16 protein-coding genes and 1 tRNA gene are annotated in these 15,605 nt (G+C 58.5%); 15 read left to right on the forward strand and 2 right to left on the reverse strand.

The window, feature by feature from the left end:
• The first annotated feature begins 7 nt into the window (after window positions 1–7).
• From nusB to PLAV_RS14815, 5 genes are all read left to right on the forward strand, one after another.
• A complete protein-coding gene (nusB, locus tag PLAV_RS19405; RefSeq protein WP_012111837.1) occupies window positions 8–523 on the forward strand; it encodes a transcription antitermination factor NusB in 516 nt (171 codons plus the stop codon).
• On the forward strand, window positions 501–1,517 hold the full coding sequence (thiL, locus tag PLAV_RS14800; RefSeq protein WP_012111838.1) for a thiamine-phosphate kinase: 1,017 nt from the start codon (window positions 501–503) through the stop codon (window positions 1,515–1,517). The genes nusB and thiL overlap by 23 nt, the downstream gene beginning before the upstream one ends.
• Window positions 1,518–1,681: 164 nt before the next feature.
• On the forward strand, window positions 1,682–3,796 hold the full coding sequence (locus PLAV_RS14805; protein WP_012111839.1) for a sodium-translocating pyrophosphatase: 2,115 nt from the start codon (window positions 1,682–1,684) through the stop codon (window positions 3,794–3,796).
• A 137-nt stretch (window positions 3,797–3,933) separates the two neighbouring features.
• Complete coding sequence (locus tag PLAV_RS14810) at window positions 3,934–5,619, forward strand: cation:proton antiporter (RefSeq protein ID WP_012111840.1); 1,686 nt, start codon at window positions 3,934–3,936, stop codon at window positions 5,617–5,619.
• A gap of 32 nt (window positions 5,620–5,651) precedes the next feature.
• Complete coding sequence (locus PLAV_RS14815; RefSeq protein ID WP_012111841.1) at window positions 5,652–6,545, forward strand: universal stress protein; 894 nt, start codon at window positions 5,652–5,654, stop codon at window positions 6,543–6,545.
• 52 nt (window positions 6,546–6,597) lie between these two features.
• Here PLAV_RS14815 and PLAV_RS14820 read toward each other — a convergent pair whose 3' ends face one another.
• On the reverse strand, window positions 6,598–7,101 hold the full coding sequence (locus PLAV_RS14820; protein WP_012111842.1) for an outer membrane protein assembly factor BamE: 504 nt from the start codon (window positions 7,099–7,101) through the stop codon (window positions 6,598–6,600).
• Between the two features lie 119 nt (window positions 7,102–7,220).
• Between PLAV_RS14820 and PLAV_RS14825 the strand changes: the two genes are divergently transcribed.
• The 7 genes from PLAV_RS14825 (at window position 7,221) to PLAV_RS14855 (ending at window position 11,721) form a co-directional block, all read left to right on the forward strand.
• Window positions 7,221–7,802 carry a ubiquinol-cytochrome C chaperone family protein gene (locus tag PLAV_RS14825; RefSeq protein ID WP_012111843.1) on the forward strand — a complete coding sequence of 194 codons (582 nt, stop codon included), beginning with the start codon at window positions 7,221–7,223 and terminating at the stop codon, window positions 7,800–7,802.
• Window positions 7,799–8,356: a YceD family protein gene (locus PLAV_RS14830; protein WP_012111844.1), complete on the forward strand. Its 558-nt coding sequence runs from the start codon at window positions 7,799–7,801 to the stop codon at window positions 8,354–8,356. The genes PLAV_RS14825 and PLAV_RS14830 overlap by 4 nt, the downstream gene beginning before the upstream one ends.
• A 111-nt stretch (window positions 8,357–8,467) precedes the next feature.
• Window positions 8,468–9,553 (forward strand): phosphate acyltransferase PlsX, encoded by a 1,086-nt coding sequence (gene plsX, locus PLAV_RS14835; RefSeq protein ID WP_012111845.1) that lies wholly within the window; start codon window positions 8,468–8,470, stop codon window positions 9,551–9,553.
• The gene (locus PLAV_RS14840) at window positions 9,550–10,527 is read left to right on the forward strand and encodes a beta-ketoacyl-ACP synthase III (RefSeq protein WP_012111846.1); all 978 of its coding nucleotides are present in this window, start codon (window positions 9,550–9,552) and stop codon (window positions 10,525–10,527) included. The genes plsX and PLAV_RS14840 overlap by 4 nt, the downstream gene beginning before the upstream one ends.
• A gap of 137 nt (window positions 10,528–10,664) precedes the next feature.
• Entirely contained in the window at window positions 10,665–10,982 is a 318-nt protein-coding gene (locus PLAV_RS14845) for an integration host factor subunit alpha (RefSeq protein WP_012111847.1), read from the forward strand.
• A gap of 73 nt (window positions 10,983–11,055) precedes the next feature.
• Window positions 11,056–11,523, forward strand: coding sequence for a MerR family transcriptional regulator (locus PLAV_RS14850; protein WP_012111848.1), 468 nt, complete (start codon window positions 11,056–11,058; stop codon window positions 11,521–11,523).
• Window positions 11,524–11,644: 121 nt separating this feature from the next.
• A tRNA-Pro gene (locus PLAV_RS14855) sits at window positions 11,645–11,721 on the forward strand.
• A gap of 199 nt (window positions 11,722–11,920) precedes the next feature.
• Here the strand turns inward: PLAV_RS14855 and PLAV_RS14860 are convergent.
• Entirely contained in the window at window positions 11,921–12,181 is a 261-nt protein-coding gene (locus PLAV_RS14860) for a DUF2842 domain-containing protein (RefSeq protein WP_245545155.1), read from the reverse strand.
• An 83-nt stretch (window positions 12,182–12,264) separates the two neighbouring features.
• On the opposite strand from PLAV_RS14860, the gene PLAV_RS14865 reads away from it, so the two are divergent.
• The 3 genes from PLAV_RS14865 (at window position 12,265) to darG (ending at window position 15,382) form a co-directional block, all read left to right on the forward strand.
• On the forward strand, window positions 12,265–13,299 hold the full coding sequence (locus PLAV_RS14865) for a COX15/CtaA family protein (protein ID WP_012111850.1): 1,035 nt from the start codon (window positions 12,265–12,267) through the stop codon (window positions 13,297–13,299).
• A 401-nt stretch (window positions 13,300–13,700) separates the two neighbouring features.
• Entirely contained in the window at window positions 13,701–14,345 is a 645-nt protein-coding gene (gene darT / locus PLAV_RS20075) for a type II toxin-antitoxin system toxin DNA ADP-ribosyl transferase DarT (protein WP_012111851.1), read from the forward strand.
• Window positions 14,345–15,382: a type II toxin-antitoxin system antitoxin DNA ADP-ribosyl glycohydrolase DarG gene (gene darG, locus PLAV_RS19415; RefSeq protein WP_012111852.1), complete on the forward strand. Its 1,038-nt coding sequence runs from the start codon at window positions 14,345–14,347 to the stop codon at window positions 15,380–15,382. Before darT ends, darG begins: the two co-directional genes overlap by 1 nt.
• Window positions 15,383–15,605 lie beyond the last annotated feature (223 nt).

The raw sequence follows: 15,605 nt of genomic DNA on the forward strand, positions 1-15,605 counted from the left end.
TAGAGTAATGACTTCAGTTCCGACGCAACAGACGGCGACGAGAGGGCTCGATCCGCGAGCGCGCGCTGCTGCGCGACTTTTCGCCGTCCAGGCGCTTTATCAGATGGATATAGCGGCGACGCCACTCGACGAGGTGGTTGAAGAGTTTGTCGAGCATCGGCTTGAAGAGCCGGAGGGCGACAATGAAATATTTGCGGCCGATAAGGTGCACTTCGAGGATGTCGTTCGGGGTGTGGTGCGGGAGCAAAGAGAGCTCGACGTTCAGGTGAATTCTGCGCTGGCCAAAGGCTGGTCGCTGGCTCGACTGGACGCAACCCTGCGTGCGATCCTGCGTTGCGGAACATATGAACTTCGGCGATGCAAGGATGTGCCGCTCAAGGTCGTCATCAATGAATATGTCGAAATCGCACATGCCTTCTTCGAAGGCGACGAGCCTGGCGTGGTGAATGCCGTTCTCGACCGGCTTGGCCGCGACATTCGGGCCGGTTCCGGGATAGGTCATGGCAGCTCGGAGCAAGCCTGAAGGCGGCAATGGCGGCCGGCCGAGCGAATTCGCGTTGATTGAAGATCTGTTCGCGCCACTGGCGGCAGGGGCACCGGGCGCTTACGGTCTTAAAGACGACGCCGCACTTTTTTCTCCCTCACCAGACCATGAAACCGTGCTCACCGTCGACGCGATGGTGGCCGGTGTCCATTTCCTGCCCGACGATCCGCCTGAAACGGTTGCCCGAAAGCTTCTACGTGTGAACCTGTCCGACCTTGCAGCGAAAGGGGCGACACCACGAGGGTACCTTCTCGTGACCGCATGGCGGGCAGAGACATCCGTCGACTGGATGCGGGGCTTTGCTGCCGGGCTTATGGAGGACCAAAACCTCTTCGGCATATCGCTATGGGGTGGCGATACCGTGACCACGACAGGTCCGATGACGCTCTCTCTTACGGCGATTGGCGAGGTCGCCGCCGGACAGATGATCCGCAGAGGCGGTGCCCGGCCGGGCGACGACATCTATGTCACCGGCACCGTTGGCGATGCGGCGCTCGGCCTCTCGGTGTTGCGTGGGGCGTTGGACATGCCTGATACAGCGGATGCCGCACATCTGGTGAGGCGGTACAGGGAGCCGGAACCACGGACAGCTTTTGGACCGAAGCTTTGTGGCGTGGCCCATGCCGCACTCGATGTTTCGGACGGGCTGATGGCGGATCTTGGCCATATTTGTGAGGTTTCCGGAACAGGAGCACGAATCAACATGGAGTCCGTGCCGTTGTCCCGTGCGGCAAGGGCCGCGCTCGCACGCGACCCCCGCCTTGTCGAGGCGGTGGCGGGGGGAGGAGATGACTACGAGATTCTCTTCGCCGCACCGCCTGACCGAGCATCGAAGATTGGGGCTATCGCTGCGGAAAGCGGCATTTCGGCGACCAGAATTGGGACGATGACGGAACAAAGTGACGGCGTGAGTGCCATCGACGGGGCAGGGAATAAGATCGCGCTCAAGCAATTGGGATATCGCCACTTTTAGCCGGTGGCGGGGATCAGGCCGCCCGGTTGCTTTCCCATGTCGTATTTGGCATCTTTCCGCGCGATTTCTGCATTCGGCAGGGGGAGGACTTCCGGCACCAGCGGCCGGAAGATCGAGTGGAAAATCCCGCCGGTTAATCCGTCAAGGAACCTAAGGACAAAACAATGAGCACTGCTTTGTGGGCTATTATCGGCTGCGGGCTGCTCGCGCTCGTCTACGGCATCTGGGCTGTACGCTCGGTGCTGGCGATGGATGCAGGCAACGCGCGCATGCAGGAGATCGCAGCGGCGATCCAGGAAGGTGCCAGCGCATATCTTGCGCGTCAGTACACAACCATCGCAATTGTCGGCGCGGTCATTTTCGCAATCGTCTGGTATTTGTTGACGCTGAAGGTTGCCGTCGGCTTCCTCGTCGGCGCTACACTCTCGGGCGCTGCCGGCTATATCGGAATGCTTGTGTCGGTCCGCGCCAACGTGCGGACAACCCAGGCTTCAAGTGTCAGCCTCGCCGCCGGACTCAATGTGGCTTTCAAGTCCGGCGCCGTCACCGGCATGCTCGTTGCCGGCCTGGCTCTGCTTTCGGTTGCTGTCTACTTCTCGGTGCTCACAGTCTATCTCGGTTATGACGCCGGTTCGCGCGAGGTTATCGATGCGCTGGTGGCGCTCGGCTTCGGCGCTTCGCTGATTTCGATCTTCGCGCGTCTTGGCGGCGGCATCTTCACCAAGGGCGCCGACGTGGGCGGCGACCTGGTGGGCAAGGTTGAAGCGGGCATTCCCGAAGACGATCCGCGCAACCCCGCCACCATCGCCGATAATGTGGGCGACAATGTCGGCGATTGCGCCGGCATGGCGGCAGACCTTTTCGAGACCTATGCGGTGACCGTGGTCGCGACAATGGTTCTTGCCTCGATCTTTTTCGTGGGCGAAGGCCTCGGCAGCATGATGCTCTATCCGCTCGCTATTGGTGCGGCCTGCATCGTGACGTCGATCATCGGCACCTTCTTCGTGCGGCTCGGCAAGAGCAACAACATCATGGGCGCGCTCTACAAGGGCTTCATAGCCTCGGCGATCCTCTCCCTGATCGCGCTCTACTTCGTGACCGATGCAATCATCGGCCTCGATACGGGCTACACGGTTGGCGCGGCCAGCTTCACCGGCTTCAGCCTCTACATCTGTGGCGTTGCCGGTCTGATTGTAACGGGCCTCATCATCTGGATCACCGAGTACTATACCGGCGTGAACTTCCGTCCGGTGAAGTCGGTGGCGGCGGCCTCGGCCACCGGCCATGGCACGAACGTCATTCAGGGCCTCGCGATCTCGATGGAAGCGACGGCACTGCCGGCGCTTGTCATCGTTGTCGGCATTCTGGTGACCTACGGCCTCGCGGGGCTCTTCGGCATTGCCATCGCCGTGACGACGATGCTCGCACTTGCCGGCATGGTCGTCGCGCTCGACGCCTTCGGTCCGGTAACGGACAATGCAGGCGGCATCGCCGAAATGGCGGACCTTCCGGCGGATGTTCGCAAGACCACCGACGCGCTCGACGCTGTCGGCAATACGACGAAGGCGGTCACGAAGGGCTATGCGATCGGTTCAGCGGGTCTCGGCGCGCTCGTGCTCTTCGCGGCTTATACGGAAGACCTGAAGTTCTTCGCGGCGAATTCGGATACCTACGGGTATTTCGCAGGCGTCAGCCCTGACTTCTCCCTTTCGAACCCCTATGTGGTGATCGGCCTCTTCATTGGCGGATTGCTGCCTTACCTCTTCGGTTCGATGGGCATGACGGCGGTTGGCCGTGCGGCCGGCTCGGTCGTCGAAGAAGTCAGGCGTCAGTTCAAAGCCGATCCGGGCATCATGGCCGGCACGTCCAAGCCGGACTACGCGCGTGCGGTCGACATGCTGACCAAGGCAGCGATCAAGGAAATGATCATTCCCTCACTGTTGCCTGTTCTTTCGCCGGTCGTTCTCTACTTCATCATCCTTGGCATCGCGGATAAATCCGCTGCCTTCTCCGCAGTCGGCGCAATGCTGCTCGGCGTCATCGTGACGGGTCTCTTCGTCGCGATCTCCATGACGTCCGGCGGCGGAGCCTGGGACAATGCGAAGAAGTACATTGAAGATGGCAATTATGGTGGCAAGGGCTCCGAAGCTCACAAAGCCGCTGTCACCGGGGATACCGTCGGTGACCCCTACAAGGACACGGCGGGCCCCGCTGTGAACCCAATGATCAAGATCACGAACATCGTGGCACTTCTTCTGCTGGCGGTGCTTGCGCACTAACGGCGACAATAATTGAACAGAGAGGCCCCGTGGCGATATCCACGGGGCCTTTTTTGTGTTGTGACAATCAGCCGGTTTGACCTCCGGGGTTTTTGGCTGAACACTCAATACGGCTTATCGGCAGAAGGACCGGCAGGGTGACGATCCCGGGAGTATCCGTCTTTTACGAGATTGCCGCGCTTTTGATGCTCGCTTCAATTGTAGGAGTAGTCGGGCTTCGGTTGCGGCAGCCGATGATCGTCAGTTTCATCATTGTCGGAATGCTGGCAGGTCCCGCCGGGTTCGACATGGTGCGTTCGACTGACTACCTCGATCTTCTTTCCGAGCTCGGCGTCACGCTGCTTCTGTTCCTGGTTGGACTTAAGCTCGACCTGAATCTTGTCAGGACGCTTGGTGTCGTTGCGCTCAGTACAGGCCTTGGGCAGATCGTCTTTACATCTACTGTCGGATTTGTTCTCTGCCTCGTACTCGGTATGCCGATGCTCACCAGCATCTACGTCGCCGTTGCGCTCACCTTTTCCAGCACAATCATCATTGTGAAGCTTTTATCAGACAAGCGCGAGCTTGATGCATTGCATGGCAGGATCGCGCTTGGTTTCCTCATCGTTCAGGATCTTGCGGTCGTGTTGGCCATGGCTGTGATGTCTGCGTTGACTGCGGGAGCAGAGAGAGACGCAGGACTTCTGGAAGCGCTCTTGGCCTTGGCCGCAGGTGCAATACCGCTTCTGTTGCTTTGGCTCATCGTCTCAAAATTTGCGAACCCGCTGCTGGAGAATATAGCCAAAGCTCCCGAGCTGCTGGTCGTTTTCGCACTGGGGCTTGCGGCGGCGTTTGCGGCGCTGGGGGACTATCTTGGATTCAGCAAGGAGTTGGGTGGACTAATCGCCGGCGTCGCCCTTGCCACCACCCCGTTCAGAGAGGCTATTGCTTCCCGCCTGGCAAGTCTTCGCGATTTCCTTCTCGTATTTTTCTTCATATCGCTCGGTGCGCATCTGGACCTGCGGACTGTTGGCGACGCGGTTGGCGATGCGCTGGTGCTTTCGTTGTTTGTCTTGATTGGTAACCCGCTCATCGTGATGATCATAATGGGGGTAATGGGGTATCGGAAGCGAACCGGATTTCTCGCCGGCCTTACGGTTGCCCAGATCAGCGAGTTTTCCCTCATCTTCGTCACGATGGGGCTTGTGCTCGGGCATTTGAATGAAGGGGCTGTGGGGCTGGTTACACTCGTCGGAGTGATCACCATCGGCCTTTCAACCTACATGATTATTTATTCACAGCAGCTCTATGCCGTTCTCGAAAGGTTTCTTGGAATTTTTGAAAGACGGGTGACTTATCGCGAGGAAGAGTATGCGGAGGGCGAGGCTGGCCAAGGATACGACGTACTGCTTTTCGGCTTAGGGCGCTACGGACGCGCGCTGCATTCGCGCTTTACGGAGAGTGGTTTGAAGGTTCTCGGGGTTGATTTCGACCCGGATGTCATCCGCCAGTGGAAGCAACGGGGAGCAGCGGTGATGTACGGGGATTTGCTCGATCCGGATATGTGCGATGCCTTGCCGATGGCAGGCATTGAGTATGTCGTGATGGCGGTGCCGCCGCACGAAATCGGCATTACGCATCAAGACCCCCGGATCGTTCAGATTGAAGCGCTCCGGCACCGAGGTTACACCGGCCATATTGCCGTTATCGGAAGAAGCGAAGCCGATGTGGTTCTGCTGCGGGAGAAAGGTGCGGATATAGTTCTCAGTCCATTTGCGGATGCTGCGGAGCGAGCGATGGAACGGTTATTTCGTGCGGGGCGGGGTTCTTTTTCGGCGAACTGAGCGAGAAGCTTAGATGGCAATGGGAGGACGTCATGTCGACCAAGGGTGGAAGCGGAAGTTTGTCTGGCTTGAAGAGCATCCTGATTGCGACCGATCTTTCCACGCGATCGGACAAGGCTGTCTCGCGGGGGCTCGCACTGGCGGCAGCCTATGGCGCCACCGTTCGCGTGGTGCACGTTGTCGATGACGATCAGCCGGCGTCTCTGGTGGAAGATGAAGCCTCGCGGGCTGCGGACCTCATCGAGGAATATGTAGCACCCATTGCGAAGGAATTTGGGCTGACCCCCGACATCGACATATGGAGGGGGCTTCCTTCCGTCGCCATTCAAACCCTTGTGGATCAGCTCGCCCCGGATCTCCTGGTGCTGGGGGCTCACCGGCGGCAGTTCTTGCGAGATGTATTTATCGGAACCACGGTCGAGCGTGTTATTCGCTCATGCGGGCGCCCAGTCCTGATGGTCAATCTGGCGCCGGAGATTCCATACCGAAAAGCAATGGCGGCTGTGGACCTCTCGCAGCATTCGATTGATGCACTTGAGTTCGCGTCGCGAATTTCATTTCTCGGTTGCGAAAAGCTCTCCGTGGTTCACGCGTTCTTGCCGCTTGCAGATGGTTTGATGCGATATGCCGACGTCGAAATGAACAAGATCGAGGAATATGTGGTTTCCGTCGCGGATGAGGCTCATGCGGCAGTGCTTCATATGTTGTTGGCCGGAGACTGGGCGGGAAGGAAGCCGGATGTGATCGTCGAGGAGGGCCCTGCTGCGGATGTTATCAAGTCGCAGGTGGCGAGGGTGAAGCCGGAGCTTGTGATATTGGGGACGCGCGGTCTTTCGAGTCTGAAGCAGACGTTGATCGGCAGTGTTGCCAATGCCGTGCTGCGCGATGTCGAATGTGATTTGCTGGCGGTCCCGGCACCGAGATAGTGGGTCAACATAAAAAAGGCCCGGCAATGAGCCGGGCCTGATTTATTTCCGATTACCTGCGCCCCGTGGGATTCCCTGTTGCCGGTGCGTCTGCGGGTGCGGGTGTGTTGAACCGGCCCAAGTTACCGAAGAGTTGGCCGAGAATTGTAAGTTCTTTTCCGCGTGTGGGCGTTTTCCGGTCGACGAAGTCCACGATCTGCCCATCTTCCAATCCGTAATAGGCGATCTGCTGGACACTCTGCGTTTCATCGAAATAAACAGCAGCCACGGTCCGTTCGACTTCCTGCGGGCGGTAGAAGGCGACGGTTTCGAATTTGCTGGAGATGTAGTACCAAGCTTCGCCATCCACGGTGGAGACGGTGGAGGGCGAACCCATGACGCTCCGGACCTGTTCCTTTGACGCGCCGGTCTGCAGTTTCTCCAGGTCGGCCGGGTCGAAGATATAACCCCGGTCTTCCACTATCGGAGAGCACCCCGGCAGTGCGGCGGCGGCCAGCGAAAGGCAGGCTGCAGCCAATACTAGCCGGGCGGTGCGGCGAGGGCGGGACGGTGTCATGGCGCGGGTCTCCTCGGGCCTAAAAAGTTCTGTCGTTGACCTACCCTTGTCGCCAGCTAAATTCAATCGGCATATGCGGCAAGGGTTTTAAACCTATACCCTGGGCGGGAGCGAAAGCCATGATATGGAGAAATATTTTTGGCCGTTCTCCGCGGGACGAGACGCCCTATGCGTTGTATGCGGGGCTGGTGGCCCAGGCGCGCTCACCGCAATTCTATCTCCACATGAATGTGCCGGACACAGCGGAGGGACGATTCGAGATGGTGGCGCTTCATGCCTTCCTGGTGCTCCGGAAGCTCAGGTCCGGCGGCGAGGAAGGCAAGGCGCTTGGCCAGAAGGTCTTCGACATTCTGTTCGATGACATGGACCAGACGCTGAGGGAAATGGGGGTCGGCGATCTCTCCGTCGGCAAGAAGATCAAGGCGTTGGCCTCCTCATTTTACGGTCGTATTCAGGCCTATGAAGAGGGGCTTGGCGAGGCTGCGGGGGAGCGTTTGAGGGATGCCTTGAGGCGCAATTTATACGGCGGCTTGCAGGTCCGAGACGAGCAGGTGAGTTCGATGGAGGACTATGTCCGCCGCGCCGATCGCGCTCTGCTCGATCAGCCGATTGACGATGTCATGGCGGGACGCGCCGTATTCGCATCTCCGCCGGATGTGACATCCATCGAAGCGGATTTGACGGAAGGAGAGCTGCGATGACTCTCCCGGATACCGAATTCAGCCAGATTGTGACAGCCAATGAGGTGCCGCCTAACGGGACCGAGATCAAGTTCGTGGCGGATGTGGCTGCACTCAAGGCATTGGCGCAGCGTTACGATGTGCTTGAGGTGACGCGCCTGGCGGGCACGGGGCGGGTGCGGCCTTATCGGAAAGCGGGGCTGACGCTCGAATGCGCCTTTGAGGCGGAGGTGATACAGGCTTGTGTCGTGACGCTGGACCCCGTTAGACAATCGATCGCGGCATCGTTCACGCAGCGTTATTTGCCGGCTCATATGATCGAACCGGAGGCCTTGGAGCCCGGCATCGGCGCGGAAGTTACCATCGACATCGAGGCCGAGGATGCACCAGAGCCGATGACCGGCAATGCAATCGATGTTGGGGAGGCAGTGGCGGAGCAGTTGGCGCTGGCCATCGACCCTTATCCCCGGAAGCAGGGCGTTGCCTTCGAAGCGCCGCCTGAAGGGGAGGAAGACGCTTCGGAAATCCGCCCCAACCCGTTTGCGGCGTTGGAAAAACTCAAGAAAAATTATTGAGTTGGCGCGATTCGCGGCTATTTCCCGCTATTGTTTGCGGCCCCCAACCTAGTATCTTCGGGGCGCGCGCGGTCAGCGTGCGGAAGCCGGAAACTATAGAGGGGGTCCCGGGTGACGCGAGGACTAACAATAGCGTTGGATGGAATGGGAGGCGATCACGGTCCTGAAACCGTGATCGGCGGAGCGGATATTGCGTCGGTCCGCCATCCCGATATTCGCTTTCTCATCTACGGCGATGAAACGAAAATTCGTCCATTTCTCGAAAAGCATCCACGGGTTCTGTCTGTCAGTGAAATTATTCACACTGACGTTTCCGTTTCGATGGAGGATAAGCCGAGCCAGGCGCTGCGGCGCGGCCGCAAGACGAGCAGCATGTGGCTTGCCATCGATGCTGTGAAGGCAGGCGAAGCCCAGGCGGCGGTTTCGGCCGGCAATACAGGCGCTCTGATGGCCATGGCCAAAGTTATCCTCCGTATGATGCCGAATGTGGAGCGCCCGGCGCTTGCCGCGCTCTGGCCCACGGCGCGGGGGGAGAGTGTCATGCTCGATCTCGGCGCGACTGTCGGCGCGGATGGGTACCAGCTTGTCCAATTCGCGGCGATGGGCGAGGCGTTCGCCAGGGTAGTCTTCAATATCGAGCAGCCGACCGTCGGGTTGCTGAATATCGGAGAGGAAGAGGTCAAGGGCACAGAGGGCGTGAAGCTCGCGGCCCAGATGTTGCGCGAGGCCGACCTGCCGATCCGTTTTCATGGCTTCGTCGAAGGCGATGACATTGCCAAGGGAACGGTCGATGTGGTTGTGACCGACGGCTACACCGGGAATATCGCGCTTAAGACGGCGGAAGGCATGGTCCGGCTGGTCGTCGACTATCTGCGTGCCGCGATGCGGAGTTCGCTCCTGTCCCGGCTCGGCTATTTGCTGGCATATGGCGCCTTTCGGGCGCTGGCGAAGAAGCTGGACCCAAGGGCGTCCAACGGCGCGGTTTTTCTCGGCCTTAACGGTCTTGTCGTGAAAAGCCATGGCGGAACAGATGCAATCGGCTTCGCTGCCGCGATCGATGTGGCGGTGGATGTCGCTTCCGCCGATCTCCTGAGCAAGATCGTCACCGATCTCGACCGGCTGAGCGGTTTGACCACCTCGATGGCGGGCCGGAAGCAGAATTCAGACATAGCGGAATCCGAGGCAGTGCTGTCGTGAGTGTTACCAGAACCGTAGTCGTCGGCGTGGGCAGCTATTTGCCGGCGCGGATCATGACGAACGAGGACATTTCCAAGGTCGTCGATACGACGGATGAGTGGATTGTCGAGAGAACGGGCATTCACCAGCGGCATATCGCGGCCGATGACGAAATGACGTCCCATCTGGCAATTGCCGCGGCCCGCAAGGCTATCGAACACGCGGGAATCGACACCCAGGAGATCGATACGATCATTCTGGCGACGACGACGCCCGACCAGACATTTCCGGCAACCGCGGCCACGGTGCAAGCGGAGCTGGGGCTCCATCATGGGGCGGCATTCGATATCCAGGCGGTGTGTTCGGGCTTCGTCTATGCGCTGACAATCGCGGATACATTCATAAAAACAGGCCAGTCGAAGACGGCGCTGGTTATCGGCGCGGAGACCTTTTCCCGGCTGCTCGACTGGACCGACCGGACGACATGCGTGCTTTTCGGCGATGGCGCCGGCGCCGTGGTGGTGAAGGGCATGGAGGGCGAGGGAAACAACTCGGATCAGGGTATCCTGACCGCGCATCTCCATTCGGACGGTCGCTACCGGGACAAGCTCTATGTGGATGGCGGACCATCATCGACGCAGTCCACGGGGCATGTGCGGATGGAAGGGCGCGAAGTTTTCCGCCATGCGGTGGTCAATATCGCCGAGGCGATCAATGAATCGCTTGAGGCGACGGGGCTGTCGGCGGACGATATAGACTGGTTCGTCCCTCACCAGGCGAACAAGCGCATTCTCGATGGCACGGCAAAAAGGATAGGTTTGCCGCCGGAAAAGGTGGTGCTGACGGTGGCCGACCAGGGCAATACGTCGGCGGCATCCGTTCCGCTGGCGCTGGATGCGGCGGTGAAGGATGGACGAATCAAGCGGGGCCAGCTTGTCTTGCTTGAGGCGATGGGCGGCGGTTTCACCTGGGGTTCGCTGCTCTTCCGATTCTAGGCGAAGCATTGGTTGCGCGACGGCCTGAATTAGGACAGAACCTGAATCTCTTACCTAAGAGAAAACAGGCATCCCGTTGATATTGACGGGTTTCCGGGCGCGCAATAGGCTCAAGAGAAATTGCAAAGGTGGAGGCCATGGGGGAAACAGTCACGCGGGCGCAACTCAGCGAGGCCGTCTATCAGGAGGTCGGACTGTCGCGCAACGAGTCGGCGGAACTCGTCGAGCTGGTGCTTGCAGAGATTTCCGATTGCCTGGCCAGAGGCGATACCGTGAAATTGTCTTCGTTCGGATCGTTTTCCGTTCGCAAAAAGGGCGGACGGATGGGCCGGAATCCGAAGACGGGCGAAGAAGTTCCGATCAAGCCGCGGCGGGTGCTGGTTTTCCGGCCGAGCCATGTGCTGAAGGAACGGATCAACGGCTCGTCGGGCGGCGCATCGGCGGCCGCAGACTAGCTAACCGAAGGCGACATCCTTGAGCAGGTCCGGGTTCGCAAATCGGATTGAGGAACACCAACAGGGGCCTCATTTGTCTACACAAAAGTCACCGGATGCGTTTCGGACCATCAGCGAGGTTGCGACCGAGCTGGATGTGCCGCAGCACGTGCTGCGCTTCTGGGAGAGCAAGTTCAACCAGATCAGGCCGCTGAAGCGCGGTGGCGGGCGGCGCTATTACCGGCCCGAGGATGTGGACCTGCTGAGGGGCGTCCGGACGCTGCTCTACAATGACGGCTACACGATCAAGGGCGTCCAGAAAGTCTTTCGGGAACAAGGCGTTAAGTTCGTCGCGGAGACCGGCAGGGGCACTGTCGACACGTCGCTCGCGGAGCTGGCGCGCGAGGCCGTGCAGCGCGGCGAGCAGGAAGAACGGGAAGAGCCCGGAAAACCTATCGGAATGAGCGGCCGCAAGCGGCTGGAAGAGCTGCTGGAAGACCTGGTGTCGCTGAAGGACGAGATCGACGAGACGCTCTGGGAGAGCGAAGAGGAGGAAGGCTGAGGCCCCTCCAAAATCCTGAAAATTCATTGGAAAATGCGGGTTTAGGCCGTTGCCGCGATCAAAGGCGGCGTCTATATTCCGCGCCTTCGCAGAGGATTCTTTCCTCTTCGATACCGGCAGTCGGAGCGTAGCGCAGCCCGGTAGCGCACTTGTCTGGGGGACAAGGGGTCGTCGGTTCGAATCCGGCCGCTCCGACCATTCTTTCGTCGGCCCGAAAGGGCAGAGGCACCAAAGCTTTAGGGACTTTTCCTCATGATTGGCCAGATCCTCCCGATCGTCATTTTCCTGCTCGCGATCGTCGCGATGAACAAGATCGTGACCGGCCGTTTCGGCTGACCGTCATCGAACTGTCATCAGACCGTCATGCGGGGAGATTCGCCTCTCGTCCGGTGCGGTTCTACGCTTCGTCCGGACGGACCATCCAGGTGATGAGATATTTGGCGGGGAACGCCCAAATCACACCTGCGGTGATGTAGTAGAGAAATTGCACCAGGCCATTCTCCGGCAGGTGCCCGCTGACCGCGATCGTCATCACCAGAAACGAATAGAGCACGAGGAAGGTCAGCAGCACGATCGTGCCGATGAGCTTGCGAGTGCGGATGCCGAGGCGCATGGGGATATCTCGTGCGGTTCGAGGGACCGGCTTCTCATAAGCCATCTCCAGCCGTTGCGCAAAGCGCGGCGTCCTGTCGCGGCGGTTTCCGGCTAGGCGCATGCGGCGGAGGGGGGTAAGTATTTTCCATGAATATTCTTCCCCGGATCAATGCCATCGAAAAGACCGACGCGAACCATCACGCGATTGCATGGTGGCTGATCGGCGTCGCGGCGCTGGTCTTCATCATGGTGGTGGTGGGGGGGCTCACGCGGCTCACCGAAAGCGGCTTGTCGATCACCGAATGGAAGCCGGTGACGGGTGCGCTGCCGCCGATGACGGAAGAGCACTGGCAGGAGGAGTTCGACCTCTACCGGCAGATCCCGCAATACCAGCTCGTCAACAAGGGCATGTCGCTCGACGAGTTCAAGACGATCTACTGGTGGGAGTGGAGCCACCGCTTTCTCGGAAGGCTGATCGGGCTTGCGTTTTTCGTGCCGTTCGTTTTTTTTGTCGTGACGCGGCGCGTTGAGCGGGCGCTGGTGCCGCGGCTGATTTTCCTGTTCGTGCTGGGCGGCATGCAGGGCGTGCTCGGCTGGTGGATGGTGATGAGCGGGCTCACCGACCGGACGGAGGTGAGCCAGTACCGGCTGGCGGCGCATCTCGGTCTTGCGACGCTGATCTTCGGGGCGCTGATCTGGACGGCGCTCGATCTGCTGAACGGCAAGAGCACGCGGCTGTTGACGGGCCTGGCGAAAGCGGCGGCGGCGATCCTTGCGTTGATCTTCCTGCAGACGATCCTCGGCGCGTTTGTCGCCGGCATAAGGGCGGGGCTGATCTACAACACCTGGCCGCTGATGGCGGGGGCGTTCATTCCCGACGGGCTCTTCGCGATGACGCCCGTCTGGCATAATTTTTTCGAGAGCCATCTCACGGTGCAGTTCCAGCACCGGATGACGGCTTACCTGCTTTTGCTCTGCGTCGTGTGGCACTGGTGGGCGGCGCGCAAGACGGCAGCGGCTCCGAGCGCGGGGTGGCTTGCGGTTGCGACTTTCGCGCAGGCCTGCATCGGCATCTGGACGGTGCTCTGGGTGGTGCCGATCCCGCTTGGCGCGGCGCATCAGGCGGGGGCGATGGTGGTGTTCGGCGTTGCCGTGTGGCATGTGCACCGGCTGGCGAAGTAACTTGCCCGGGTAATTGAGAGATGCGTCGCCCAAAACTTACGGCGGGGGACTTTTCCTTGCTGAAGCTTTGGTTTTCTCACGTACCGACATTCTCCGCCGCCAAGACGGGTAGGTCTTGGACTAAGCACTTAGTCAGAGGAAGCTAAGTCCGAACACCTCTGACTTGTAGTAATGTATTAAGCAGACCGAGAGCTTTCAAAGTGATTCTACCATCGGCTTTGTGTGATAGAGGTTTTCTACAAAGACTGCAGCAAATCTGAAGTTGCTGTGAAAAGAATCTGCAGCGACAAGTTTGGGGCTGGACAACACGCAAGGCTAGGCCTGCTCTGCAGGAGAAAAACTCTGGAGTCGAGAGAGTGGGTTCCGTTGGAAGTGCATATTAGCGAGATTGATGGGTAAGTATGGCCATCCCTGCACAGCCGAAGATTTACCACATTGTGCACGTCCAAAATCTCGCGTCGATCGTGACGGATGGCCATTTGTGGTCAGACGCGACCATGGTCAATCGACCACCTGGAGGAACAGTGATCGGAATGGGTGGCATAAAGCTGCGGCGATTGCGTCTTCCCGTGACGTGCCACCAGGGAACACATGTTGGCGACTTTGTCCCGTTCTATTTCTGTTCTAGATCAATTATGCTGTACGTGCTTCATTGCGCGAACCATGCGGAACTAACTTATCGAGGTGGGCAGCAGCCCATTGTTCATCTGGAAGCAGACCTTTACCGGTCCGTTCGATGGGCAGAAGAAAATGGGTCACGTTGGGCATTTTCTCTCTCGAACGCGGGTGCTGCCTATACACAGTTTCGTTCAAAGAGAGAACAACTAAGCGAAGTCAACTGGGAGGCTGTGAGAGCTACCGATTTTCGACCAGCGGACGTCAAAGAGGGTAAGCAGGCAGAATTTTTGGTTGAACGCTCCTTCCCGTGGCATCTGGTAGAGCGTGTTGGAGTTCACTCGCAAGCTGTTGTGGATCAAGTGTCTACCGCAATGCGGGGTGTGCGACATCGGCCTCAGATCGAAATCAGGAAGGACTGGTACTTTTGATGGGGCATGCCGTGATCGAGTTTAGAACTGGCGACATTCTGGACGCGGATGTGGAAGCGCTCGTGAATACAGTTAACTGTGTGGGTATCATGGGGCGCGGTATTGCGCTTCAGTTCAAGAATGCTTTTCCCGAAAATTTCAAAGCTTATAAGGCTGCATGTGATTGTCAGGAAGTGCAGCCCGGCAAAATGTTTGTATTTGAAACTCACAAGTTTACTGGCCCTAGGTTTGTCATCAATTTTCCGACCAAGCGTCATTGGCGTGGCAAAAGCCGTATGGAAGACATTGACTCCGGGCTCAAGGCACTCGTAGGAGAAATCCGCCAACGTGGCATTCGATCAATTGCTGTTCCGCCGTTGGGGAGTGGGCTCGGTGGTTTGGTTTGGGCTGACGTGCGTCCACGAATTAAGGCAGCTTTACAAGATATTGAAGGGCTCAAAGTGATTGTTTTTGAGCCTAGTGCTGCAGTTGTTACGACGAAGTCCCGGGAAATACCAAAAATGACAGCAGGGCGTGCTGCTCTTGTTGTGTTGATGTATCGGTATCTGGGAGGGCTGATGGACCCTTTCGTAACGCTGCTTGAAATCCACAAGCTTCTGTATTTTATGCAAGAAGCCGGTGAATCTTTGCGTTTGAAGTATGCGAAAGCACCATATGGTCCTTACGCAGAAAATTTACGACATGTGCTCAGTGCAGTGGAGGGGCATCTGGTGTCCGGCTATGCAGATGGCGGTGACACGCCAGATAAACAAATCGAATTAGTGCCCGGTGCGGTCCAAGATGCCGAGGCTTATCTTGATCACAACACGGATACTATTAGTCGTTTTGATCGTGTTGGGAAACTTGTTGAGGGATTTGAAACACCGTTCGGACTCGAACTTCTGGCGACTGTTCATTGGGTTGTTACGCGCGAAAATGCTTCCTCTGCTGAAGAAGCCGCTGAAAAAGTATACGCATGGAGTGATCGTAAGAAACGCTTCACGCCTCGTCAGATAGCTATCGCTTTTGATACGCTACGCTCGAAGGGCTGGGCTTGAAAATAAGGCAGTCGGGACGATTTTATTTGCAGGGCGGCGCGGTTCGCGCCTTCTGGATTGCCGGGTTTGCCCTTCGCTTTCGCTTCGGGCGTTTAGGGCTCGAAAAGGTCCACCGGACCTTTTCGTCCGCTTTCGCGGACCGCCCTTCACCCCGGCAATGACAGTTTGTTTTAAGTCAGGATAATTGGCGGCTGCGGCAAGTGGCGCTGCGAGTGGGGCCCGG

It is taken from the genome of Parvibaculum lavamentivorans DS-1 (assembly GCF_000017565.1).
GTDB lineage: Bacteria > Pseudomonadota > Alphaproteobacteria > Parvibaculales > Parvibaculaceae > Parvibaculum > Parvibaculum lavamentivorans.